Annotated in this window: 24 protein-coding genes and 1 tRNA gene; 19 read left to right on the forward strand and 6 right to left on the reverse strand. The window is 32.2% G+C overall.

Annotated features, from left to right (window positions below):
- From xseB to recN, 4 genes are read left to right on the forward strand one after another with little or no spacing between them, the layout of a single operon-like run.
- Window positions 1-186 (forward strand): exodeoxyribonuclease VII small subunit, encoded by a 186-nt coding sequence (gene xseB / locus QJ521_RS02905; protein WP_282838921.1) that lies wholly within the window; start codon window positions 1-3, stop codon window positions 184-186.
- On the forward strand, window positions 186-2012 hold the full coding sequence (gene dxs / locus QJ521_RS02910; protein ID WP_282838922.1) for a 1-deoxy-D-xylulose-5-phosphate synthase: 1827 nt from the start codon (window positions 186-188) through the stop codon (window positions 2010-2012). Before xseB ends, dxs begins: the two co-directional genes overlap by 1 nt.
- Window positions 2009-2749: a TlyA family RNA methyltransferase gene (locus QJ521_RS02915; RefSeq protein WP_282838923.1), complete on the forward strand. Its 741-nt coding sequence runs from the start codon at window positions 2009-2011 to the stop codon at window positions 2747-2749. Before dxs ends, QJ521_RS02915 begins: the two co-directional genes overlap by 4 nt.
- A complete protein-coding gene (gene recN / locus QJ521_RS02920) occupies window positions 2743-4392 on the forward strand; it encodes a DNA repair protein RecN (RefSeq protein ID WP_282838924.1) in 1650 nt (549 codons plus the stop codon). The genes QJ521_RS02915 and recN overlap by 7 nt, the downstream gene beginning before the upstream one ends.
- Before the next feature lie 20 nt (window positions 4393-4412).
- Here the strand turns inward: recN and QJ521_RS02925 are convergent, their stop codons facing one another.
- The gene (locus QJ521_RS02925) at window positions 4413-4595 is read right to left on the reverse strand and encodes a hypothetical protein (RefSeq protein ID WP_282838925.1); all 183 of its coding nucleotides are present in this window, start codon (window positions 4593-4595) and stop codon (window positions 4413-4415) included.
- Between the two features lie 67 nt (window positions 4596-4662).
- Here QJ521_RS02925 and QJ521_RS02930 point away from each other — a divergent pair, with 67 nt between their 5' ends.
- Window positions 4663-5850 (forward strand): Y-family DNA polymerase, encoded by a 1188-nt coding sequence (locus tag QJ521_RS02930; RefSeq protein WP_282838926.1) that lies wholly within the window; start codon window positions 4663-4665, stop codon window positions 5848-5850.
- Here the strand turns inward: QJ521_RS02930 and ispH are convergent.
- On the reverse strand, window positions 5845-6774 hold the full coding sequence (ispH, locus tag QJ521_RS02935) for a 4-hydroxy-3-methylbut-2-enyl diphosphate reductase (protein WP_282838927.1): 930 nt from the start codon (window positions 6772-6774) through the stop codon (window positions 5845-5847). The genes QJ521_RS02930 and ispH overlap by 6 nt on opposite strands.
- Window positions 6775-6869: 95 nt before the next feature.
- Here ispH and QJ521_RS02940 point away from each other — a divergent pair, with 95 nt between their 5' ends.
- Genes QJ521_RS02940 through QJ521_RS02950 form a run of 3 tightly spaced genes read left to right on the forward strand, consistent with a single transcriptional unit; the run spans window position 6870 to window position 9639 of the window.
- Entirely contained in the window at window positions 6870-8111 is a 1242-nt protein-coding gene (locus QJ521_RS02940) for a DEAD/DEAH box helicase (protein WP_282838928.1), read from the forward strand.
- Window positions 8095-8988: a deoxyribonuclease IV gene (locus QJ521_RS02945; protein ID WP_282838929.1), complete on the forward strand. Its 894-nt coding sequence runs from the start codon at window positions 8095-8097 to the stop codon at window positions 8986-8988. Before QJ521_RS02940 ends, QJ521_RS02945 begins: the two co-directional genes overlap by 17 nt.
- 39 nt (window positions 8989-9027) lie before the next feature.
- Complete coding sequence (locus QJ521_RS02950; RefSeq protein WP_282838944.1) at window positions 9028-9639, forward strand: DNA alkylation repair protein; 612 nt, start codon at window positions 9028-9030, stop codon at window positions 9637-9639.
- 26 nt (window positions 9640-9665) lie between these two features.
- On the opposite strand, the gene QJ521_RS02955 is transcribed toward QJ521_RS02950, so the two are convergent.
- Window positions 9666-11090 carry a glycogen synthase gene (locus QJ521_RS02955; RefSeq protein ID WP_282838930.1) on the reverse strand — a complete coding sequence of 475 codons (1425 nt, stop codon included), beginning with the start codon at window positions 11088-11090 and terminating at the stop codon, window positions 9666-9668.
- Between the two features lie 179 nt (window positions 11091-11269).
- Between QJ521_RS02955 and QJ521_RS02960 the strand changes: the two genes are divergently transcribed.
- The 7 genes from QJ521_RS02960 to QJ521_RS02990 all read left to right on the forward strand — a co-directional run bounded on the left by QJ521_RS02960 (window position 11270) and on the right by QJ521_RS02990 (window position 18499).
- Window positions 11270-12535: an adenylosuccinate synthase gene (locus QJ521_RS02960; RefSeq protein ID WP_282838931.1), complete on the forward strand. Its 1266-nt coding sequence runs from the start codon at window positions 11270-11272 to the stop codon at window positions 12533-12535.
- A gap of 12 nt (window positions 12536-12547) precedes the next feature.
- Entirely contained in the window at window positions 12548-13852 is a 1305-nt protein-coding gene (purB, locus tag QJ521_RS02965) for an adenylosuccinate lyase (RefSeq protein ID WP_282838932.1), read from the forward strand.
- A 92-nt stretch (window positions 13853-13944) separates the two neighbouring features.
- On the forward strand, window positions 13945-14538 hold the full coding sequence (locus QJ521_RS02970) for a hypothetical protein (protein WP_282838933.1): 594 nt from the start codon (window positions 13945-13947) through the stop codon (window positions 14536-14538).
- Window positions 14539-14574: 36 nt separating this feature from the next.
- Window positions 14575-16248, forward strand: coding sequence for an arginine--tRNA ligase (gene argS / locus QJ521_RS02975; RefSeq protein WP_282838934.1), 1674 nt, complete (start codon window positions 14575-14577; stop codon window positions 16246-16248).
- Between the two features lie 83 nt (window positions 16249-16331).
- Window positions 16332-16419, forward strand: a tRNA-Leu gene (locus QJ521_RS02980).
- Window positions 16420-16645: 226 nt separating this feature from the next.
- Complete coding sequence (locus QJ521_RS02985) at window positions 16646-17722, forward strand: PTS sugar transporter subunit IIC (protein WP_282838935.1); 1077 nt, start codon at window positions 16646-16648, stop codon at window positions 17720-17722.
- Between the two features lie 81 nt (window positions 17723-17803).
- Window positions 17804-18499 (forward strand): hypothetical protein, encoded by a 696-nt coding sequence (locus tag QJ521_RS02990; protein ID WP_282838936.1) that lies wholly within the window; start codon window positions 17804-17806, stop codon window positions 18497-18499.
- Window positions 18500-18570: 71 nt separating this feature from the next.
- Here QJ521_RS02990 and cls read toward each other — a convergent pair whose 3' ends face one another.
- Both cls and QJ521_RS03000 read right to left on the reverse strand, forming a co-directional pair.
- On the reverse strand, window positions 18571-20052 hold the full coding sequence (gene cls / locus QJ521_RS02995) for a cardiolipin synthase (protein WP_282838937.1): 1482 nt from the start codon (window positions 20050-20052) through the stop codon (window positions 18571-18573).
- On the reverse strand, window positions 20049-20771 hold the full coding sequence (locus QJ521_RS03000; RefSeq protein ID WP_282838938.1) for a YaaA family protein: 723 nt from the start codon (window positions 20769-20771) through the stop codon (window positions 20049-20051). The genes cls and QJ521_RS03000 overlap by 4 nt, the downstream gene beginning before the upstream one ends.
- A gap of 88 nt (window positions 20772-20859) precedes the next feature.
- On the opposite strand from QJ521_RS03000, the gene QJ521_RS03005 reads away from it, so the two are divergent.
- From QJ521_RS03005 to QJ521_RS03020, 4 genes are all read left to right on the forward strand, one after another.
- A complete protein-coding gene (locus QJ521_RS03005; protein WP_282838939.1) occupies window positions 20860-22296 on the forward strand; it encodes a nicotinate phosphoribosyltransferase in 1437 nt (478 codons plus the stop codon).
- A 96-nt stretch (window positions 22297-22392) separates the two neighbouring features.
- On the forward strand, window positions 22393-22929 hold the full coding sequence (locus QJ521_RS03010; RefSeq protein WP_282838940.1) for a tRNA (cytidine(34)-2'-O)-methyltransferase: 537 nt from the start codon (window positions 22393-22395) through the stop codon (window positions 22927-22929).
- Window positions 22926-23582, forward strand: a complete 657-nt coding sequence (trhA, locus tag QJ521_RS03015; RefSeq protein ID WP_282838941.1) for a PAQR family membrane homeostasis protein TrhA — start codon at window positions 22926-22928, stop codon at window positions 23580-23582. The genes QJ521_RS03010 and trhA overlap by 4 nt, the downstream gene beginning before the upstream one ends.
- Before the next feature lie 75 nt (window positions 23583-23657).
- Window positions 23658-24836: an acetate/propionate family kinase gene (locus QJ521_RS03020; protein WP_282838942.1), complete on the forward strand. Its 1179-nt coding sequence runs from the start codon at window positions 23658-23660 to the stop codon at window positions 24834-24836.
- A gap of 25 nt (window positions 24837-24861) precedes the next feature.
- Here QJ521_RS03020 and QJ521_RS03025 read toward each other — a convergent pair.
- Window positions 24862-25761 (reverse strand): BadF/BadG/BcrA/BcrD ATPase family protein (locus tag QJ521_RS03025; protein ID WP_282838943.1); only part of this gene is annotated, 900 nt, incomplete at its 5' end.

The raw sequence follows: 25761 nt of genomic DNA on the forward strand, positions 1-25761 counted from the left end.
ATGGAGAAGAAAACATTTGAACAATTATTAAAAGATCTTGAACAAGTGGTAAAAGATCTTGAAAACAAAGAAATCACTCTTGATGAAGCCGTTGAAAAATACCAAAAAGGTCTTGAGCTATCAAAGGCATGCTATCAAATGTTAGAGGACGCAGAAAAATTAATCGTGAAGGAAATTAAAGCATAATGAAGTTAACAGACATCAAGGATCCTAGCTTTCTAAAAAACTTAAATCATAAAGAACTTAAAGCCGTAGCAGACGAGATACGCTTGTTTTTGATTGATTCAATTTCAAAAACAGGTGGTCATTTAAGTTCAAACCTTGGTACTGTAGAACTTATTATCGCATTACATTATGTTTTTAATAGTCCTGAAGATGTATTTGTATTCGATGTTGGTCATCAAGCTTACACACATAAAATATTGACAGGTAGAATTAGTCAGTTTGATACACTTAGACAAACCAATGGTTTATCAGGATATATAAACTATAAAGAATCTATTCATGATCAATGGGAAAGTGGACATGCAGGTACAGCATTATCTGCTTTATTAGGTGTTTTATACGCTAAAAAAATTAAAAAAGAGCGTGGTGAAGGTATCGCGGTTATTGGTGATGCCTCTATTACAAACGGTATGGCATTTGAAGCGTTAAACTTATTGGGTAGTGATCCAAATACTAAAGGGATTATTATTTTAAATGATAATGAAATGAGCATTTCTAAGAGTGTTGGGTCTATTTCTAAGGCTTTAACGAAGTTTAGATCTATGAAAGTTGTTATTAAGTGGAAAAGAATTTGGCAAAGTATTTTACCGAGATTTATTTTATCTTTTTTAAGTCGTGTCAAAAGAGGATTACGGGGATTTTTCCAACGACAAAATATCTTTGAAGATTTAGGATATATGTATGTTGGTCCTATTGATGGTCATGACCTTAAGGGATTAATATATAATCTTAAACGTATTCAAAAAATAAAGAAATCTGTTGTATTGCATATTATTACTGAAAAAGGTAAAGGACATATTGAAGCAGAAAATGATAAGATTGGAACTTATCATGGTGTTTCTAAACCATCTAATTCTAAAAAGATAGGTATTTCGTGGAGTGAAATGATTTGCTTAAATCTAATTGAACTCCAAAAGTATAAAGAAACATTTGTTGTTATGCCTGCGATGGAAGTTGGGGCAAAGTTTAGTGCTTTTGCTAGTCAATTCCAAGATCGCTATTTAGATGTCGGTATTGCAGAAGAACATGCAGCAACCATGGCAGCTTCACTTGCTCATCAAGGTATTCCTGTATTCTTACCATTATATGCAACGTTTGCCCAAAGAGCATTTGATCAAATTTTAAATGATATTGCTAGATCAAATCATCATGTTGTCTTTGGTATTGATCGAGCTGGTATTGTTGGTGAAGATGGTTCAACCCATCAAGGATTGTTTGATGTCTCGATGTTTTACTTAATGCCCAATATGACGATAACGATGCCTTATGATGCAAAAGAAGCCAGTGAACTTCTCTATTATGGCTTTATGTTGCAAAATAAGCCTTTCGTGATTAGATATCCAAGGGGTACTGTTTTATATGATAAGGAAAAAGATATTATTGAATTCACTGAGATTAAACCTGTTTGGAAGATTTTAGAAAAAGGAACAGGTTTACAGATGATTAGTTATGGACCAAGTCTTGATTTATTAAAGCATGTCAATGAAGAACTTAAGTTAAATGCACAAATTGTAAATGCCAGATTTATTAAGCCGATGGATGAAAAAATGTTGCATGCAGTTTGCAAAACGAATGATCCTATCTTTGTCTATGAAGAACTTGCGAATACAGGATCTTTATATCCACAGATTTTAAAATTTATGGCAACACATGGTTATCAAAATAAAATAACATCCATGTCAATAACCGATCAAGTTGTCGAACATGGTCACTATAAAGATATGCTTGCACAATATCAAATGGATCAAAAAGCAATGATTAAACATATAAAGGAATTTCTAAAATGAGATTGGATCACTATCTTGTTGAACATAACTTAGCAAAATCAAGAAGTAAGGCCACGGATCTCATCAAACGTGGTCTTGTTTTAGTTGATGGTGAAGTGATGCTAAAAGCTGGATACGAAATTAAAGATCATATCGTTTTTGTGTTAGAAAATGAACAATTCGTTAGTCGTGCTGGCGAAAAATTGAAACAAGCTTTATTGGATTTTGGTATTGATCTTCATGGTAAAATCGTAGTTGATGTAGGCTCATCAACAGGTGGATTCACCGATTGTGCGATTCAACATGGAGCAAAAGAAGTTTATGCTTATGATGTTGGGACAAACCAAATGGATGAGAACTTAAAAAAAGATCCCAAAATTCATTTATTTGAAGGTACGAATATCTTGGATGTTGATCTACCAAAAGCTGATGTGATTTTAATCGATGTCTCATTTACTTCAATTAAACCGATTTTAGCGCACCTGGTATCATTTCAAAATGAAATCATCGCTTTAATCAAACCTCAATTTGAAGCTGGAAATATCCACTTTAAACAAGGTGTATTAAAAGATTTAAAGAAACATAGAGAAATCTTAACCTCTGTTTTAGAAGAAGCTAGAGCATTAGGTTTTTCAATCTATGATTTAAAGAAATCAGGATTAAAGGGAAAACAAGGAAATCAAGAGTATGTTTTATATATAAAAGATACGAAAAATGAACAAAACATAAGAAAATTGGTGGGAGATGTTTTATGTTAAAAGCATTGCATGTCAAAAACTTTGCGCTAATCGATGACTTAGAAATGCAATTTGAATCTGGATTAACTGCATTAACCGGTGAAACTGGAGCTGGTAAGTCTATTATTATGGAATCCTTACAACTTCTTTTTGGTAAGCGCAGTGATGCACAAATGATTCGCCATGGTGAAAGTAAAGCCTATGTCCATGGTCTTTTTGAATTAAATCAAAGCCAACAGGAAATTCTTGACCTACCAAAGTTAATAGATGTAGAAAGAGAAATCGACCAAAATGGTCGTCATACGATGCGTATAAACGACCAAATCACAACACTATCAAGACTTAAAGAAGTGATGAATACCATTGGTAGTATCCACTCACAAAACGAAACAATGAACTTATTTGACAAATCATTTTATTTAACATTTATTGATCAAGTCGATCAAAAAAGTGTTGATCAACTCTTAAACCAATATTTAATTGACCGCAGTCATTACCTAGCTAAGAAAAAACATTTTGAAACTCTAAAACAAAAGAAAAGTCAAAGTATAGAAAAACAATCTTTTTTAGAATACCAAGTTAAAGAACTTAAAGGATATAATCTAGAACCAGATGAAAAAGATGTGCTTGAAGATAAAATTGAGAAGCTAAAAAATCATGATAAAATCATGAATCAATTAAGAACAGCTTATCAACAATTAGATAACGAAATGTTTCAAATTGATCAGGTCTATGAGGCAGGACGTGCTTTAGAAAAAATATCAAATCTTGATCTTGAATATAAAGAGATGAGTGAACGATTAGTCTCTGCATATTATGATCTTGATGACGTCAAATCAAAAGTCTATCAAACCATTGAAGGACTTGACTTTGATGAAGAAGCTTTTAATCTGATGCAAGAAAGAAGTTTTGAATTGATCAAAATCGAGCAAAAATATCAAAAATCAATTAATGAAGTCATCGACTATTTAAAAGAAATTGAAGAAGAATTACATCTTATAACTGATTATGATGCCTATATCGAGAGTTCATCCCAAGAAGTAAAAAAAGCCTTTCAAAAGGCTTATGAGAGTGGTTTAAAGTTATCTAAGTTAAGAAGCAAACTTGCACTACAATTATCTAAAGATGTTTTAATTGAATTAAAAGATTTAGATCTAGATAAATCTGTTTTCAATATTGAATTTGAAAAAGATGATTCTGGTGACATTCAATTGATGGAAACTGGATTAGATCAAGTTGAGTTCTATATATCTTTAAATGAAGGCGAGCCTGTTAAACCATTAGCAAAAGTCGCTAGTGGTGGCGAGCGTGCACGCTTTATGTTCGCTTTGAAAAGTATTTATGCTAAAGCCAATAAGTTATCACTACTGATACTAGATGAAATTGATATTGGTATTAGCGGAAAGACTGCAGCTAAGGTTGCTACTAAGATGAATGTCTTAAGTGATATGATGCAATTATTGGTCATTACCCATTTACCACAAGTTGCTGCTAGAGCAAATCATCACTATGGGATTACTAAGATTAAAGAAAAAGACCGTATGGTCACGAGAATTCAAAAATTAAATGAAGATGAACGGATTGAGATGATTGCATTAATGCTTTCTGATGAGAAACTCTCACATTTTGCAATAGAGCAAGCAAAAATGCTTTTAAGAAAATAAAAAAAGCTTAAAAGCTTTTCTTATGCATTACCATGTATTAGCGCTAAAACGAAACTCAATATAACTAAACCAACCATACCAAACACAATTATCCAGACAATGAGTTTACCCCACCACGTTTCGGTTGGATTTTGATAATGTTTCTTTTTGGGTGCTGTTTCTTTGTTTTCAGTTTTTTTCTTTGTTGCTTGTTGTTTTGCCATGATTTCACCTCATTTAAGTAATCATTGATATTATACTATAAATTAAGTTTTAAAGAAAGGGGTTTGTATGAAAAAAGACATTAAAATAATCTTTCATATTGACCTCAATGCGTTCTTTGCAAGTTGTGCAATGATTAAAGACCCTTATTTGAAAGATAAGGTTTTTGTCGTTGGTGGTAGTTCAACATCTAGAAGAGGTGTTATATCTACAGCATCTTATCCTGCAAGAAAATTAGGCATACATAGCGCAATGAATATCAATGATGCTTTAAGGATATATCCTAAGTTGATTATTGTACCTACAGAGTTTAATCTTTATCAGAAATATTCGAATTTATTTTTCTCGTATTTAAAGCAATTTTCCAATATTATTTTAGCAGGATCAATTGATGAAGCGTATGTTGATATGACAGAAGCCTCGAAGAATAAGCATCCACTTGAACTTGCTAAGCAAATTCAAGATGGATTGATGGAAACGCATGGATTACCTTGTTCAATTGGTATTGCATCCACTTTGTTTTTAGCAAAGATGGCTTCAGATATGCTAAAACCCATGGGTATTACGGTTTTAAGAAAAAAAGATATCGTTCATAAACTTTTTTCGTTACCTATACAAGATATGTATGGAATTGGTAAAAAAACATATCCTAAGCTGATGGCTTTGGGTATTAAGACCATTGGTGACTTTACGAAAGATGAATATAAAAAAGATATTTTAGATGTGATGAGCGAATCATCATATCAATCATATCTTGATCATATCTTAGGCAGAAGTAGCGATGTGATTGATCCTAAGAAATACGCTATTCCTAAATCAATTAGTAATGAAACTACGCTAAACTATAATATGGATCAAGATGAAGCGATATTTAAAGTTATTGAAGAGTTGCTAGAACAAACGCATGAACGATTAGTTTCTGAAGAGTTGGTTGCTAAAACGGTTGGTATTAGAATTAAAGATACTCACTTTGAAATGATTAATCGCAGTTTTACGTTTAATGAACATACTGATGAGTATGCATTATTCTATGAAGCTATTGATACATTGTTCGAAGAAAACTATAATCATGAACCTGTTCGACTTGTTGGTGTATTTTTGAGTCAAGTTGTCCAAAAGAAAGATTTAAAAAAAGATTATAATCTGTTTACTTATCAAGAAATGACAAAACGAGAAGAAAATATATATAAAGTGATCTCTGATATTAATAAAAAATACCCTAAAAGCATTACTAAAGGAACAAAAAAGACATCATAGGATGTCTAATATGTCTAGTTTAGATTCATGATCCCACGTTGTGGGGTCATCTTTTTTATATTGTTTCAAGAAGTTAATGACTTCTTCGGTGACAACAGTTGGTGTTGATGCTCCTGATGTTACACTGACACTTTCAATACCATTTAGCCACTCAAGATGAATATCTTCTACACCATTAATTAAATAACTAGGAATGTTTTGATAATGATTGCCAACAAAAGCTAATTTATTGGAGTTAGAACTTTTCTCATCGCCAACAACAAGCATTAAATCTACTTTTTCTTGTTTTTGAACAGCATCTTGTCGAACAGTTGTTGCATTACATATTTCATTATCAAATAAGTAATCTGGATATTTAGATTCAATAATCTTCAAGACAGAATCTATATCATATAGACTTAAAGTTGTTTGATTTGTAACAAATACTTTTTTCTCTTTAAGCTCATTGGGGAGTAAAAGGGCATCTTTTTCATCTTCAACGAAATAGATTTTTGGATCAATGTCTAAAATTGCTTCAGGTTCAGGATGATTGCGGTGACCAATATAGACGATTTCATAACCTTCAGCTAATTTATCTTTAACTGCTTTATGAACCTTATAAACATCACGGCATGTCGCGTTTAAATAGGTCAATCCCTTTTCTTTCGCTTTTTCAATTACTCGATCGGATATACCATGGGCAGTAAAAATTACTGTTCCACCTTCGACATCATCAAGCATTTCTAGTCTCGTTTTACCTTTTTGATCTAAACTAATAACACCAAACTCATTGAAAGCTTGGGTAATTTTTTGATTGTGTATAATTTGACCTAGAACATAGATTGGTCTAGGATAGGATTCAGTTTTGATAACCTTTTTGACGATTGCAAGGGCATTTAATACGCCGTGACAATAGCCTCTAGGTGTTAAATCTATGACTTTCATAATATCACCATTTCTATTATACTAAAATTATAACCTATTATGCCGATTTTTTTACTTTAGATGCCTTTTGATGTTATAATACATTTGGTGATTTGATGTATATAGAAGACAAATTAAAACAACTTGGTTTTGAAAAAACGACACCTATTCAAGAAGGTGTTTTTAAGGCTATATCAAGTAAAAAGCATTTGGTAGGACTCGCTCCAACAGGTACAGGTAAGACGCATGCGTATTTGCTACCCATCCTTAAAAATCTAAATTTTGATAAACAAGAAGTACAAGTTGTCATTTGTGTTCCAACCAATGAGCTTGTTATTCAAGTTGATAAGATGCTTAAAGAGATTGAAAAAGATGTTCGTGTTAAAGCCTATTATGGTGGTTCAGATAAGCAAAGAGAAAAAGAATGGTTGGAAAGACATCAACCACAAATCGTTATTGCCACACCTCAAAGATTAAATGAGTTTGTGGTTGAGTTAAATATTTTAAAAATACAGACAGCGAAGTATTTTGTCTTAGATGAAGCAGATATGATGTTTGATTATGATTTTCTTTCTTTAATTGATTCAATTTTACCAGCGATGTATCGTGCAAAATATCTATTATTTTCAGCAACGATTTATCCGGGTATGGAACCATTTATCCAAAAGTACTTTGGAAGTTATGACTTTATTGATACGACGAAAAATCATGTATTAAATATTGAATATCGATTAATCAATATCAAGTCTAATGATCGATTAGAATCTTTAAATCGAGTTATAGAAAGTATTAATCCTTATCTTTGTTTTATTTTTGTTAGTAAAAAAGAAAATCAAGAAACCATCTATCAGAGCTTATTAGAAAATAATAAGTCAGTTGTTAATATTAACGCCACTTTAGGTGTTAAAGCAAGAAAGAAAATTATTGAGGATATCAACTTATTAAAATATCAGTATGTTGTCACATCGGATTTAGCAGCAAGAGGTCTTGATTTTAAAATCTCTCATGTGATTCATTATGATTTACCACATCACCTAGAGTTTTTTATGCACAGAAGTGGTAGAACCGGAAGAATGTATGATAGCGGTGTCGTGATTACTTTTATGAGTGTTAACGATCATCGAAAAATTGAAAAACTTAAAGAAAAAGGGATACCTTTTATAAACTATAATTTAACAAAAGAAGGCATAACAAAGGTTTTAAAGAAACCTAATACACTTTCTGAAGAAGAAAGAAACGCGATTAAAAAAATTAAAAAACCTAAAAAGGTAACACCTAACTATAAAAAGAAAAACGCTATTAAGATTAAAAAAGCGAAACAAGAAATTAGGAGGAAACAATATGCTAAGAATCGGTAGTCATGTCTCTATGTCAGGAGATGAGATGTATCTAGGATCTGTGAAAGAAGCATTAAGTTACCAAGCAAATGCATTTATGATTTATACAGGTGCACCACAAAACACAAGACGTAAAAATCTTAGTGATATGAAAATTGATGAAGCTGTAGCTTTTATGAAAGAAAATAAATTGGATTTCGATAACGTCGTTGTCCATGCACCCTATATTATTAATCTAGGAAATCCAGATCCAGAAAAAAGAGCTTTCGCTGTATCCTTTTTAACTGAAGAGATTAAAAGAACAGCAGCAATGCACGCTAAGCAAATCGTACTTCATCCAGGAAGTGCTGTTGGTGGCGATCGCAAGTTAGCAATCATCTGGATTGCTGAAGGTATTAAAGAAGTTATTAAGAATACGAGAGCTTTAGATGTTAAAATTGCTTTAGAAACAATGGCTGGAAAAGGAAATGAAATCGGTAAGACTTTTGAGGAGTTAAAAGAAATAATAGATTTAGTCAATGAACCTACAAGAGTTAGTGTCTGTTTTGATACATGTCATACACATGATGCAGGATATGCAGTCAAAGAACAATTTGATGAAGTAATCAAAGAGTTTGATCGTATTATCGGAAAATCATTGATTTCAGTATTTCACGTTAACGATTCTAAAAACCCTTTAGGAGCAAGTAAAGATAGACATGAAAACTTCGGATTTGGATATTTAGGATTTGATGCTTTAATCAAAGTGATTTACCATCCAGATTTTAATCATATCCCTAAAATATTAGAAACACCTTATGTAGAAGGCAATCCACCTTATAAAGAAGAAATCGAAATGATTAAAACCCTGACTTTTGATCCAACGATGGTTGAAAAATTAAAACAAAAAAATGGATAAAGAATATGTCGTTTCCGTTCTTAAAAAGAACTTGATCAAATCAGCCCTAAAACAACACCTAAAGTTCGAGCAGTATCTAAAAAACATTATCCACATGTCAAAGATTTACCTTTAGATAAGTTTTTTGAGCTTTGTGAAGCGTTTTTAGAAGAAAGACGATGGGATTTAAGCTTGATCGCTTATGACTTTGCGTATCGTAAAAGAAAGCACTATCGTCTAGATACATATGATGTTTTTGAATCATGGCTATATAAGTATGTTAACGATTGGGGAGATTGTGATGATTTCACGACGCATGCTTTTGGTTATTTAATCCATGACTTTCCGGAGTTATCACAACGGATTATATCTTGGACAAAACACGAGAAGTTTGCAGTAAGAAGAGCAGCAGCAACCGTCTTAATTATCCCTATTAAAAAGCAAAATGAAAGCATCATTAGTCCATTTGTTATTTCTGATTTGTTAATGCATGATCATCATTATTTGGTTTTAAAAGGATATGGTTGGATGTTGAAAATCTATTTATCAACACATTTTGATGATGTCATCGAATATTTGAAAAGACATGAGATTGCAATGCCTAGGATTTCATTTAGATATGCGATTGAAAAGTTAAATCAAGAAGAAAAGAAAAAATATTTCAACTTATAAACTACAAAAAAAGGACGCTTGTCCTTTTATTTTTGGTTAATTGTTTTTAGATACAAAGTTTCATATTGTTTCGCCATTTTTTCTAGGCTATGATTCACATGCATAGCTTGTTTAATTAAAGCTTGCCATGCTTCTTGATCGTTATGAAGAATATCAAGTGCTTGATCAATGGCTTCAGTAAGTTCAGTTGCATCATAATTCTTAAACGTAAAACCGACTCCAATGCCTGTAAATTTATTATATGGTGTTACGGTATCTTTTAATCCACCTGTCTCTCTTACAATCGGAAGTGAACCATATTTCATGGCAATCATATGATTTAAACCACATGGTTCAAATAAACTTGGAAGAACAAAGATATCACTCGCTGCATATGCTTTTTGTGATAATTCGACATCAAATCCCTTTTCATAGTAAACATGGTCAGGATATTGTTCTTTTAAATCTTTGAAGTAAGATTCATATAATGCATCACCAGAACCGATAGCAATTAAATTGAACTTCTTATCTGCTAAATATTGTTCAAGGACTGGCATTAAAATGTCTAGTCCTTTTTGTCTAGCAAAGCGGTTAATAAAGATAACAAGCGGTATATGATTATCTTGAATGTTTAATTCACTTAATAGTTTTTCTTTATTGATCTTTTTACCTTCAAGGAAGTTTGATTCATCATAGTTTTTATATAAATTTGAGTTTGTTTCTGGGTTATAAATATCTTGATCTAAGCCATTTAAGATACCACAAAGATCCTCTCTTCTTGACTTTAAAGCACCATCTAAAGAGAACCCGTAAAACCTTGTAAGAATCTCATTTGTATAATTTTCACTTACGGTATTAATAGCATTAGCTCTCATAATCCCACATTTAAGGAAGTTTACACGGTCTAAATGAATATACGTAAAATTTTTATTTCCAAATAGTTTTTCTGTCTCTAGTGGATATGAACCTTGTTTCTCTAAATTATGAATGGATAATATCGTTTTGATAGAAGCAAACTTTTTACTATATTGACGATACTTTACATCCAGAAAAAATGGTACCATACCGGTTTGCCAATCATTGACATGCAAAATATCAGGAAAATCATTGGTTAATTTAATATATTCAAGAATTGCTAAATTAAAAAAAGTAAATCTTAAAGCGTCATCTTCATAACCGTAATATTTCATACGATCAAATAAATCATCATTTTCTACAAAAATATAAGTAACATCTTCATAATCAATGGCGTAGTAGTTAGCTAATTTTTCGTATAGTCCCATTTTGATGTTTACTTGACCCAAATGTGTCATATCGACAATATGGACTTTGATTTGTTGATACAAAGGTGTAATGATTTTAACTTGATGACCTAATTGATTTAATGCTTTGGGTAATGCTGCGGCAACATCTGCTAAACCTCCAGATTTACTAAAGGGATAAGCTTCACCACTACAAAATAATATGTTCATAATTTTCACCTGACTTCATTATACATAACCTAATCAATATAGACAAGAAAATAAGTCTATTTCATCATTTATTATGTGTAAACTCTAATTGACTAAAGTTATCTTTTATGCTAAAATCATTGTGGTTGAAAAACCAATTTTTATTTTATAAATGAATTTAATTATTTGGAGGAAAATAAATGAAACGCATGGTGATTGTTGGTACCCAATGGGGCGATGAAGGAAAAGGCAAAATAACTGACTATTTGGCCCAAAGAGCAGATTTAGTTGTTCGTTATCAAGGTGGGAATAATGCAGGTCATACTGTCGTTTTTAATGGGAAAAAGTATAGTCTACATTTATTGCCTTCTGGTATATTAAGTCCTAAAATAGAAAATGTTATGGCAAATGGTATGGTCATTAATCCAAAAGCTTTTGCTGAAGAGTTAGCAAAAGTTGATGATTTCAATTTACATATATCAGATCGAGCACATGTGGTCTTACCTTATCATCAAGAATTAGATAAAGCTTACGAGTTATCTAAGGGAAGCGATAAGATTGGAACGACTCATAAAGGTATTGGTCCAACTTATACAGATAAAGCGTCCAGATTAGGGATGCGTATATCTTCATTTGTTCATCCAACGCGTTTTAAAGAAAAACTATATGAGCTTATCGAAATTAAAAATAGAGAACTAACGTTGTTTGGTTATCCATTACTAGACTTTAAGTCAATTTATGATGAGTATCAATCCTATGCGAAGTTAATGGCACCTTATGTTACTGATACATCTTTATATTTGAACCAAGCTATTGAAAAAGATCAAAAGATTTTATTTGAAGGCGCACAAGGTGTGATGCTTTGTTTGGATCACGGAACTTATCCTTTTGTCACATCAAGTTCTCCAACAGCATCAAGTGTTCCATTAAACACAGGGGTAGCCCCTTGGCTAATTGATGGAGCAATCGGTGTCACGAAAGCTTATACAACACGTGTTGGAAGTGGTCCAATGCCAAGTGAAATTCACGACGCATTAGCTGATCAAATACGAATTACAGGTAATGAATTTGGAACGACTACTGGTAGACCTAGAAGAATTGGATGGCTTGATACAGTCATTTTAAGACATACAAGACGCGTAAGTGGATTAAGTTATTTAGCAGTGACGTTACTGGATGTTTTGACAGGCATTGATGAGTTAAAGATTGCTGTTTCATATGACTTTAATGGAGAGACGATTGATCGTATTCCTGCAGATATTGAAGACTTTATGGATTGTAAACCTAATTATATTACTGTAAAAGGTTGGCATGAAGACATTACGAATGTGAAGTCTTATGATGACTTACCACAAAATACTAAAAACTATTTAGATAAAATTAGTGAACTCGTTGGCGTTCCAATTGGCATGTTTTCAGTAGGTCCTGATCGTGAACAGACGATTATGGTAAAAGAAATATTTTAGGGGTGAAATAAAATGATTGCAAGATATCAACGTGAAATCATGAAAGAACTTTGGAGTGAAACAAACAAGTTTGATGCATATTTAAAGGTTGAACTTGCGTGCAGCTATGCATGGCTAAAACAAGGTTTGTTTGATGAATCAACTTATGAAGCACTAGAGAAAGCCAGTTTTAACTTAGATGACATCTACCGAATTGAGCAAGAGACAAAGCATGATGTGATTGCCTTTACTAAAGCTGTGTCGCTAACTTTAGGTGAAGAGAAAAAATGGCTTCATTACGGTCTTACTTCAACAGATGTTGTTGACACAGCTCAATCTTTAATTTTAAAGAAAGTTAATCGAATCTTAATTGAAGATATGCAAAAAATGATGGCTGTATTAAAGGAAAAAGCTTTATTATATAAAGATTTACCGATTATGGGAAGAACCCATGGCATCCATGCTGAAGTCACCAGCTTTGGATTAAAATATGCATTATGGTATGAAGATTTTAAACGTTTATTTAATTTATTTATAGAAGCAGCTAAAAACGTGGAAGTTGCAAAAGTCAGTGGTGCCGTAGGCAACTACAGCGCAAATGGTCCGATGATCGAAACCATAGCAGCTAAGAAACTAGGTTTAGAAACTTCTAACATCTCTACACAAACTTTGCAAAGAGATCGTCATGCAAACTATATCAGCGTTATTGCATTAATTGGTGCTGAACTAGAGAAAATAGCAGTTGAAATTAGACATCTTTCAAGAACAGAAGTTAAAGAAGTCTCTGAATATTTTTCAATTGATCAAAAAGGCTCATCAGCAATGCCACATAAAAAAAATCCAATTAGCAGTGAAAACATTAGTGGATTATCAAGAGTCTTAAAAGGCTATATGGTTACAGCCTATGATAATATTGCTTTATGGCATGAACGTGATATTTCACATTCATCAGCTGAACGAATTATTATCGCAGACGCAACAACACTTTTAGATTATATGTTGAATCGTTATGCGCATACTTTAGATCAACTTGTTGTTCATGAGTCTCAAATGATGAGAAATATTGATTTAACACAAGGTGTTGTCTTTGCACAAAGTGTTTTACATCAGTTAATTGACCAAGGATTAGTCAGAGAAGCAGCCTATAATATCGTCCAATCACTCGCACATAAAGCATTAAATGAACGAACATCATTTAAAGAGCTTTTACTAGGTGATAAAGACATTAACGAGTATTTGGATAAAGATCAAATTGAAGCGTGCTTTGACATTAAAAAACATTTAAAATATATTCCAGATATCTATCAAAAGGTCTTTGGTGTAGATATTTCTTTATAAAAGATAATTTATAGATAAAATCAGTGATTTATCATTGATAAAGCAGTGGTTTTATGCTATAATGATGAGCAGTCTAACTAGGAGGATTTACCATGGCAGTCAAAAAGAAAAAAATAAAAGTTGATAAATACAGCAAGGTTCAACCCAAAGTACCACCATTAACAATAGGCATCATTATTGGATCCTTAGTTTTAATATTTGCATTAATCTTGATTTTTAGACCAACAAATCAGACAGTCGTTTATAAATCATACAATATTTTTGTAAGTGATTCTCGTTTTACTGAAGATCACCCATTTTATCAAGTGAATTATAAAAGTTCACTATTTAACAAAGGTTTAGATAAAATCATTGAACAAGATGAAGTCGTTATCGTTTATGTAGGCTATACAGGATGTCAATCATGTCTCGTTCATATCGCACCTTTCCAAGCATACTTTGAAAGTGAAGGTATGGATGCATATGTTGATTATATCTATTATTTAGATCCATCGAAAAATTTGAAGGAATTTGAAGCTTTTCAAACTGCATTTTCAGAAGTGAAACAAACGACACCTCAATTAATCGTTTTCCTAAATGGTGAAATCATTGAATCGTTCGAACCACAAAGCAGTGAAGACATGCAATTAGTTAATCGTAGTGTTCGTGACTTTTATAGAGCAGCAAAAGCTCAAATTGATGAATAAAGAAGCACTTTGTGCTTTTTTTGATAAGGTGATTATATGATTGAGAAAATCAAAAAGGAAATTAAAGAAGCCATAGAACAAAAGTTCGAGATCGATAGTATTGTGATTGAAGAACCTAAAAAAGGTGTTGCTGATATAGCGATTCCTTTGTTTGCGTTTGCAAAACTATGGAAAACATCACCGATGCAAGTCTATGATCAATTTTCAAAAATTGTTATGGAACATCAACAAGTAGACAAAATTGAATTTATGAATGGTTTTTTAAATATTTATCTAGAACGTCAAAAATTGTCTGAAGCTATTTTAAAAGAAATATTAGAGAAGAAAGAACACTATGGTTATCAAGATGTAGGTCATGGTGAACCAGTTGTTATGGATTATTCTTCGCCTAATATCGCGAAAAGTTTCGGCATTGGACATTTAAGATCGACGATGATTGGTAATGCTTTAAATCATATTTACACCAAGTGTGGTTATCATACGGTCTCCGTCAATCATTTAGGTGATTGGGGAACTCAATTCGGAAAAATGATTGTTGCTTATCAAAAATGGGGTAACGAAGAAGCCGTTAGAAAAAATTCGATAGCAGAACTTCAAAAATTATACGTTCGTTTTCATGATGAAGAACATCAAGATCCTTCTTTAGAAAAACAAGCGCGTCATGTATTTTCTAGGTTAGAGTCTAATGATGAAACATATTTCGAACTATGGAAGTGGTTTAAAGAAGAATCGCTTAGAGAATTTATGGAAATGTATGATTTATTAGGTGTAACTTTTGATTCATATGATGGTGAATCCTTTTATAACGATAAAATGGATGCTGTTGTTGAAGAATTAGAACAAAAAGGATTATTAAGAGTTGACGAAGGAGCAACCATTGTTGATTTAGGACAAGATTTACCTCCAGCATTAATTAAAAAATCAGATGGGGCAACTTTATATATTACAAGAGATATTGCGGCGATTTTCTATCGCCAAAGAACTTATAAAGCAAATAAGTTTTTATATATTGTTGGTAATGAACAACAACTTCATTTCAAACAATTAAAAGCAGTAACAGACTTAATGGGATACCACTTTGATATCGTTCATGCAAACTTTGGTTTAGTCATGATTGATGGCAAGAAAATGTCAACCCGTGGTGGTAAGTTCAAACGTTTAGAAGATGTCATTAAAAAAGCGATTGATGAGTCTAAAAAAGCGATTACTGAAAAGAACCCTGATTTAAAAAATCAAGATAAGGTTGCTAAAGCTGTTGGTGTTGGTGCGATAATATATAATGACTTAAAAAATGAAAAGCATTTGAATGTGGATTTCAATTTAGAAAACATGTTGAAATTTGAAGGACAAACTGGGCCTTATCTACAATACAGTAGTGTTAGAATAGAGTCTATCTTAAAAGAAAACACATTAGATCTATCCAATATAGACACAACATTTTATCAAGAAGACCATTACTTTGAAATCATTAAACAACTCTCTCAATTTCCACATGTCATCTTAAAATCTATGGAAGAAAATGCACCTAACTTAATTGCTAGATACATTATGGGACTTGCTCAAGGATTCAATAGTTTCTATGGTAAGCAAAGAATCAATGTTGAAAATGAACAACATAAAAACGCTAATCTATATTTCATTCAAATGATTCAAATTGTTATTAATGAGGGTTTACGTTTATTAGGTATAGAACCTTTAAAAGAAATGTAGATATTTTATGAAAACAAATTGCATTTTTAAATATTAGATGTTATAATTTTCTAAGGTAAAGTCAGTGGCTTTACCTTTATATTCCCCGCGTGATGAAATTGGTAGACGTGCCAGACTCAAAATCTGGTGGATGAATAATCCGTGCTGGTTCGAGCCCGGCCGCGGGGACCATAAATGAGATCAATACCAATTTTTTGGTATTTTTTTTGTCAAAAATGAAATAAATTCATCACAATAATAAAAAAGATATGACATTCAAAGCTTTTTGTTTTATAATAAGAGAGGATTGAATGAAGACATTTTGAAGTATAGTGTTTTTGTTCAACCTAGATGACACTATAGATATAGGTTATACTAATCGGTAGAGTGTTAAAATCACTGAAAGAGAGATCATAACATGAACAAAGAAAAAGAAGTAAAGGTAGAAAAAGTAGAAGCAAAGAAAGAAAAGCGTGTCAAGAATTTTGTGATGACCACGATGAATGGTATGGTTTACGGTTTATTTGCAACGTTGATTATTGGGGTTATTTTTCAACAGTTCGGCAGATTGTTAGGTATTTACCTAATAGAAGTCACTTTATTTGAGACTTTAAGAAACTTAATGGGAATTGGTATCGGTATTGGTATCGCATTAAGCTTAAAGATGAGTGGATTGAAACTTGTCGTTGCATCTGTTATTGGCGGTATCGCAACAAGTTTTAAATATAGTTTTGGTGTAGGTATGGTTTATGCGTTGAATAACGATCCAGTTACCGTTTATTTAGTTGTTATATTTGGTATTCTAGCAATGCGTTATGTATTGGTAAGAAGAACACCAGTCGATATTTTACTAGTTCCATTATTCGGTTCATTGGTTGCTGTTATATTAACCTTAGTTTTAAGCGGACCTGTTGGCTTTGTTCTATCATATATTTCGAGTGGGATTGATTCAGCTACTGCATTTGCTCCATTTCCAATGAGTATCGTTATTGCTGTTGTCATGGGGATGTTATTAACATCACCGATATCCAGTGCAGCAATTGCTATTGCATTGCAATTAGAAGGTATTGCGGCTGGTGCAGCAGTTATTGGCTGTACAACACAAATGATTGGTTTTGCAGTACAGTCTAGAAAAGACAATAATATAGGTATGGTTTTATCAATAGCATTTGGAACATCGATGCTACAATTTAAAAACATCTTAAGAAAACCTGTAATATGGTTACCTACCATTATTGCATCTGCAATCTTAGGTCCTATCTTTGTTTTAGTCGTTGGGACTGAAACATCAAGATTTGGTGCTGGTATGGGTAGTTCAGCATTTGTAGGACAGTTACAAACACTAGATTATATGGGTTATTCATTTGCGTCATGGCTAAGTGTTTTATTAATGTTAACTGTATCAGCAGCATTAGTTTTTGCATTCGATATTCTATTTAGAAAAAAGAACTGGATCATTGCTGGTGATTTAGCGGTTAATAGAGACATTAACTAAAAAATACAAATATATTACAATTTTCTTAATTTATGATAGAATATATAATGTATAGATTTTTTATAGAAAGTGGTGGTTTTTGTGAATAAAAGAGTTTACAATGGGACTTTTGGTAAAATCGTTAGGACCTTAGGTTTCTTATTGGTTTTAGGATCTTCTGTATTTTTAGCAACTGCTTTAATCCTAGAAAATGATAGTTTGCCATTTATAGATAATTTAACACCTTTTGCAGATATGCTAAATAACATGCTAGCAGGTATGCCATTTGTTAGTGAATATGCTGGTATTGCACTTATTGCAGGGTTAATTATGTTGTTATGGGCGATTAGAAGAGGGTTAATTCTTCGCATCGTTTTAACAGCAGTTTTAGTGTTTGTCTTTATTGAAAGTGCGATTTCAGGGACTTCTCCGATTGTTCCAATAGCTTTACCTTCACCAGATTGGTTAACATCTGTATTAAGTAGTGTTTCTGGATTGGTCAATCAATTAACAGCTATTAGTCCATATATTGTACCTGGAGCTGGTATTGCTGCACCATTCTTATTATGGATGCTATTTGCAACCAAGAAACCTGGAAGATTATCAATCTTTATGCTTAGAATCGGTAGTACAACATTATTCTTAGCAGCTTTGATGGCAGCAATCGCTAATGTCTTTGTAACCTCATTGTTGACTGTAGATATTTATAGTACAATTACCATTGCATTTTATATTGTCACTTATTTATTCTTTATATTAGGTGGCGCATTTGGAGTCTTAGGATTTACAAGAAAATAATTGAACTAAACATCACTTCGGTGGTGTTTTTTTTTGCATTAAATAAAAAAAGTTCGCTAGGAACTTTTTCTTTACATAATACTCGAAAATCCTCTAAAGATAACTTGCAACAATTTGTAAATCAAATTTCTTTTTCCTGTTTGTGTTACACAAACACTTTGTTCGAGCGTTTCATTGATAAAGGCATTCATTTGTTGAATCGATGTTGTGTGATCTAAATACACTGTATTTTCGAAGTGTAAATACAAACTTCTAAAGTCAAAGTTAGCAGTACCGATAACCGCTTTTACTCCATCGATGATCATCATCTTTGAATGAATAAAACCTGGTTCATAACGATAGACTTTAGCTCCAGCAGCAATCAATTCAGGAACATATGTTTCAGTAACCATAAAGACAATTTTTTTATCAGGAACATATGGAATAATAATCTTAATATCAATACCTGACTTCGCTGCGAAAGTAAAAGCCGTTGTAAGTTCATGATCGATAATTAAGTAAGGAGTTGTTATATAAATTGATTTCTTTGCTGAATAGATTAATGACAAGAAAATATTTTTGGTCGTTAATTCTTTATCTAAAGGAGTATCAGAAAATGGTGCTACATATCCATCTGATTCAACGATTAAATCACTTTTATAAGATAAGTAGTCAACTTCTTGATGGCTAATGAACTGATAAGTTTCTAAAAATGAAATGACTAAAGACCATACAGCCTCACCTTCTAGTCGAATACCTGCATCTAGCCAATGACCAAAAGGTTTTATTTTGTTAATATACTCATCACCAATGTTTATCCCTCCGGTATAACCTACGTTTCCATCGATGACAACGATTTTACGGTGATCACGGTAATTCATCGCGAAGTTCAAATGAATACGCATAGGATTGAAATTTAGGGCATCTATACCCATCTTTTTAAGGTGTTTAGTATATCGGTAGGGTAGTGATGAACTACCAAAGTCATCATAAATGATTTTAACATCAAGTCCAGCTTTAGCTTTTTCTTTTAAGATATCTAAGATGGTATCCCACATAAAACCTTTATTGATAATAAAAAATTCCATAAAAATATATTTTTTTGCATTTTTTAAATCTTCAAGAAGTTTTTCAAACATTAACTCTCCAGACCCTAAAAAGTCTGTTTTTGTCTGTTTATAAGTTGGATAGCCTTGTTGTTGTAAATAGACGGTATCTTGAAAAGGTTTCGGATTTTTAATATCTTTAACGTATTGTTCTCTTTGCTTTTCGATTTCTAGCTCTCTTTGAATAACTTTTTTACTGAAGTTTCTGTTTCTGTAGATTAAGTAAAATAAACCTCCAAATAATGGAAAAATGAGAATAGGTATAATCCAACTCATTTTGTATGCGGGATTTTCATTTCTTGTGATTAAATAGATAATAATTAAAATAGATATTGCATAGAAAATAGTACCCCAACTACCAATTTGAGAAATATAATTAATTAAGACAAACAGTAAAATGATTTGTAGCAGAAGTAAAATTAAAATCAAAAATGTTCTTGATAAAACCATTCTTAATAATCTTTTCATAGGGTTAACTCCTTGGTAAAGACATATTCGAAAGTATTGGAAAGATGTTCATCGTAGTGGTATCCATCAAATGTAATTGATTTGATCTTTGATACATCATCAATTGGATTTGAAATAAGGTGTTTTGCCATCATACCTCTCGCTTTTTTCGCATGCATGCTAATCGTTTTGTATTGTCCATTCATTTTTTGTAGGAATGAAATCGTTAATACGTGTTTAGATGGTTCAATGATTTTACTGTATTCATGCGATGCAAGATTGATAATCCATTCATTTGGATGTTGTTGATTCATGTAATCATTGATTTTTTTCTTCCAATAGCGATAAAGATTTAGTATCGTTTGATCTTGCATCTCTAATCGATAATATGAAATCCCATCATAAGGACGCAAAAGACCATAAAGACCAGATAAAATATATAAATGGTTTTTCATATACGATAATGCTTTCTCATTTAAAGAAAAAACATCAAGTCCTTTATATGCATAACCATCATAAGCATAAATAGCACGCAGTGATTCATTGCCAAATGTTTGATAATAATCATAAGTTTTTTGTGCTAGATCCTTAGATATTTTCATTTTTCGATGAATCGATAATACAGATAGTTTCTTGAGTTTAGAAATCAGATACGAAGCATCTTCATTAAAAAGCGGTTTATTTTCTGAGGTCACTTTGATTTTTGAAAATGTTTTTGCCGGAGATAGTAAGATAATCATAGAAAATAACCTCGCTTTGTATGACATTATTATAACAAAAATAATGAAAAAGTGTTACAATATAAGAGTCTAAAGGGAGGCTATAACATTGAATAATAGAAAACTTTCACTTTTAATGGACTATTATGAATTAACCATGGCAAATGGGTATTTTAAAGATAAGAAACATAATCAAATCGCTGTTTTCGATGTATTTTTTAGATCAGTACCTGATCAAGGCGGTTATGCCGTTTTTGCAGGATTGGAGCAAGTCATAGAATATATTCAAAACTTGACATTTGATGAAGAAGAGCTTGAATTTTTAAGATCTAAAAAAATATTTGATGAAAAGTTTTTAGAATACTTAAAGCATTTTAAGTTTTCTTGTGATGTGTACGCAATGAAAGAGGGGACACCAGTTTTTCCTCATGAACCATTAATCATCGTTAAAGGTCCGATTATTGAATGTCAATTAATTGAAACGATGATATTATTAACAATTAATCATCAAAGCTTAATCGCAACAAAAGCTGCTAGAATTGTTTATGCTGCTCAAGGTCGTTCGGTTTTAGAATTTGGTGCACGTCGTGCTCATGGCTATGATGCATCGATCTATGGAGCAAGAGCTGCCTATATTAGTGGCGTTATTGGTTCATCTAATACGTATGTTGATTTTAAGTATCAAATACCTGCATTAGGAACGATGGCACATAGCTATGTTCAAAGCTATGAAACAGAATATGATGCATTTAAAGCTTACGCTCAAACATATCCTAATAATACCGTTTTATTAGTCGATACTTATAATACACTACATCAAGGTGTCCCAAACGCAATTAAGATCCATAAAGAGATTTTAGAACCTATGGGATGTTCTTTGAAAGGCATTCGCTTAGATAGTGGAGACTTAACATATTTGTCAAAAGAAGTTAGAAACATGCTAGATGAAGCAGGTTTAAAAGATACTAAGATTACCGTATCTAACTCGCTTGATGAGTATTTAATTAAGGAATTACTCCATCAAGGTGCGAAAATTGATGCCTTCGGTGTTGGAGAGCGTTTAGTTACTGCGCGTTCTGAAGCGGTTTTTGGTGGTGTCTTTAAATTAGCTGCGATTGAAGTTGATGGAAAATTGGTCGATAAAATTAAGATAAGCGACAACATTCAAAAAACTACAGTACCTGGCTTTAAACAAGTGTATCGTTTTTATGATGGAAAATGTATGGCAATTGCAGATGTAATAACATTGCATGATGAAGTCATAGATGAGACAAAACCATATTTATTATTTGATCCAAACTTCCCATGGAAGAGTAAATTAATTGAAAACTTTAATGTAAAATCTTTATTAGTTCCGATCTTTAAAAATGGTAAATGCGTTTATGATTTACCTAGCTTAGAGCAAATTAGAGCTTACGCAAAAGAAGAGCATGATCGTTTATGGCAAGAAGTTCTAAGATTAGAAAGACCACATTTATATTATGTCGACTTATCTAAAAAACTTTGGGATATAAAACAGGACTTAATTCAAAAATATAAAAAATAGATTATGATTAAACGATGATTTGATGATAATCGATGGTATTGTCGACTGACAATACCCCTTTTTATGAGAAAAATATTCGAGATTGGAGCTAATCATATGTTTGATATTGTTTTATATGAACCTGAAATTCCACAAAATACAGGTAATATTATGAGAACATGTGTTGCTATTGGTGCGAAACTGCATTTAATAGAGCCACTTGGTTTTAAAATAGATGAACAAAAATTAAGAAGAAGTGCATTAGATTATTACGAACATTTAAATTATGTTATCTATAAAGATTTTAATGACTTTGCAGCAAAAAATAAAGGTACTTATTTGTTTTTAACAAGATATGGCAAAAAGAATTATGCTGATATCGATTATCCTAAGTTTGAAGAGCCTTTATATTTAATCTTTGGTAAAGAATCAACTGGTGTTGATAAAAAGATTTTAGCAAAGCATTTGGATTATTGTTACCGGATACCAACCACTGACAAAGTCAGGTCTTTAAACCTTTCTAATGCAGTAGCAATCGTAAGTTATGAAGTCTTAAGACAATTTAATTATTTCGATTTAATTCAAACTGAGCCAGAAACACATAAGGGTAAAGATTTTTTAGACCAATTTATAGAAAAAGAGGATGAGCTATGAAACTAGATAACAAACAAACATTAGGTGAAGAAATAGCGAATGCGGTATCCCATGGTTTAATGGCAATCTTTGGGATTGTTGCGCTTGTTTTATTGTTAGTTAGGAGTGAAACAAAATTAGAAGTTTTTGCAGCGATTATTTTTGGCTTTGGGATTGTTAATTTGTATACCATGAGTACTTTATATCATGCAATCTTTAATCCGAAAGCGAAAAGTTTATTTCAACGCTTTGATCATTTATCCATTTATATTTTAATTGGTGGCACATTTGCCCCTGCACTATTGTTACTTCCTGAACTTCAACGACCATTATTTGGAATAGAAGGATTAGGGTTAGGACCCATCTTATTTATCATACAATGGATTTTGATTGGTGTTGGTGTTATTTTTAAATCGATATGGATTAAAAAATATGCAAAACTTCACGTATTTATATATCTTGCGATGGGTTGGAGTGCTTTAATTTTTGTCGAACAACTGTTTGCTTATCAACCTGGAGCATTTTGGTTTGTCTTTGGTGGTGGGGTTGCTTATAGCTTAGGTGTCGTCTTTTATTCCTATCCGAAAATCAAGTATTTTCATTTTATTTGGCATCTTTTCACAAGTTTAGGAACCATATTACAGTTTGTAGCAATCTATGGCTTCCTGTATTAACATGAATGTTTATTCGCCTACTTGAATTATAGTTATAAATAAGGTATCATAGTATTAATAAGGAGATTACAATATATGAAAATTTTAGCAGTAAATGCAGGAAGTTCGTCACTTAAGTTCCAATTATTGGAAATGCCTGATGAAATGGTTATTACCTCTGGCATTGTCGAAAGAATTGGTTATGACAACGCAGAGTTTACGATTAAAGTCAATGATAAAAAAGTAACAGAAAAACTAGAGATTAAAAATCACAAAGTTGCTGTTCATTTAGTCGTTGAAGGTTTAATCAAACACAAGATTATTAAGTCACTTGATGAAATCAAAGGTGTTGGTCATCGTGTGGTACAAGGAGGAGAACTCTTTAAGGACTCAGCAATTATCACTGATGAAGTTGTTGAAAAGATTAAAAGCTTAAATGATTTAGCTCCGCTTCATAATCCAGCAAACATTACAGGTATCCAAGCATTTAGAGAAGCACTACCTGATGTTATTCAAGTTGCCGTATTTGATACGACATTCCATCAAACGATGAATGAACTTGCTTATTTATATGCTGCACCATACGAATGGTATAAAAAGTATGGCGTTAGAAAATATGGATTTCATGGAACATCTCATCAATATGTATCTGAAAGAGCAGCTGAACTATTAGACAATCCAAATGCTAAGATTATCGTATGCCATTTAGGAAATGGTGCATCTTTATGTGCAGTAGATGGCGGTAAATCAGTTGACACATCAATGGGGCTAACGCCACTTGAGGGTATTCCAATGGGCACACGTTCAGGAAACGTTGATCCCGCTGTTTTAATGCTTATTGCAGCAAAGGAAAATAAAACATATGCTGAAGTCTTAGATGATTTAAATAAAAAATCAGGATATTTAGGTGTTTCTGGAATTTCAAACGATTCAAGAGATATTATTGATAATATGAACAAAGGTGATTACCGTTCAATGTTAGCGCATAAGATTCAAATTAAACGAATTGCTGATTATATTGGATCATATTATGTCTATATGGGTGGTCTTGATGCGATTGTCTTTACTGCAGGGATTGGTGAAAACTCACCAGAGATTAGAAAAGGCATCTTAGAAGCAATTAGTGTCTTAGGTGTAACCGTTGATGAAGAGCAAAACTCTAAACGTGGAGAACGCATGGTTTCAACATCTGATTCAAGAGTTAAAGCTTTTATTATTCCTACAAATGAGGAAGTTATGATCGCAAGAGAAGTTATTAGACTTGAAAACTTATAAGCAGCAAAAAGGACGATTCACTGAATCATCCTTTTTTTTGTATTTGATGGTAAGCCATCATTGCTGCAGCTAATGATGGATCTATTGTTGGTGATATGATTTGAATCGATTGATCAATTGTTTTGATCTTTTGATGTAATTGATCTTTAAAATAACCTTGGGCATTTCCTAAACTACCCACAACAACTAATGTTTTGTTTTTTAGCTTTAAGTGTTCATAAACCCCTTTTACTGCAAGACTCAATTCGTTTGTAGCATGATCAACAATATGCTTTGCATATGGATTGTTTAGGTTTGCGTACTTCGTAACAATTGGTGCTAATTGAGCAATTTTTGTTCTTTGATCATAATATCTATCCATAACATCCATAATATCAGTTGGCTTTGTCATCGAAATTTGTTTTGCGATTTCTTTGGCGAAATCGTCTATTTCATAACGACCATCAAATGCTCTAATCACATAATGAATAGCATCAAAACCTAATGCATATCCAGATCCCGCATCGCCTTCTTTATAACTCCAACCACCACATTTATGCTCATTTCCTGTTGAATCTTTTCCGAAGGCTACCATACCTGTACCACAGATTAATGTCATCCCCCCATTGAAACAGTTTCCACTATATAATGCATTTTCCATATCGTTTTTAGCAATCACGGTTGTTTGATTTGTTACACCTTTAAGATCTTTTAATAATTTCTCAACTTGTTTAGAGTCATTATCAAAAACAATGCCTCCAATACCAGCAAAAACAGATGTAAAAATAGGATCAAGGTGTTTTTCATAAAAAGGTTTCAATGCCTTTTGAATCGCGAAAAACGTTTCTTGATTTGTGACAGTATCAATACTTGATGGACCACTTTCTCCAACAAATATGACGTTTTGCTGCTGATCAATGACGGTTACTTTTGTTTTCGTACCTCC

Source organism: Peloplasma aerotolerans (assembly GCF_030012175.1).
Classification (GTDB): Bacteria; Bacillota_I; Bacilli_A; order Acholeplasmatales; family Acholeplasmataceae; genus Peloplasma; species Peloplasma aerotolerans.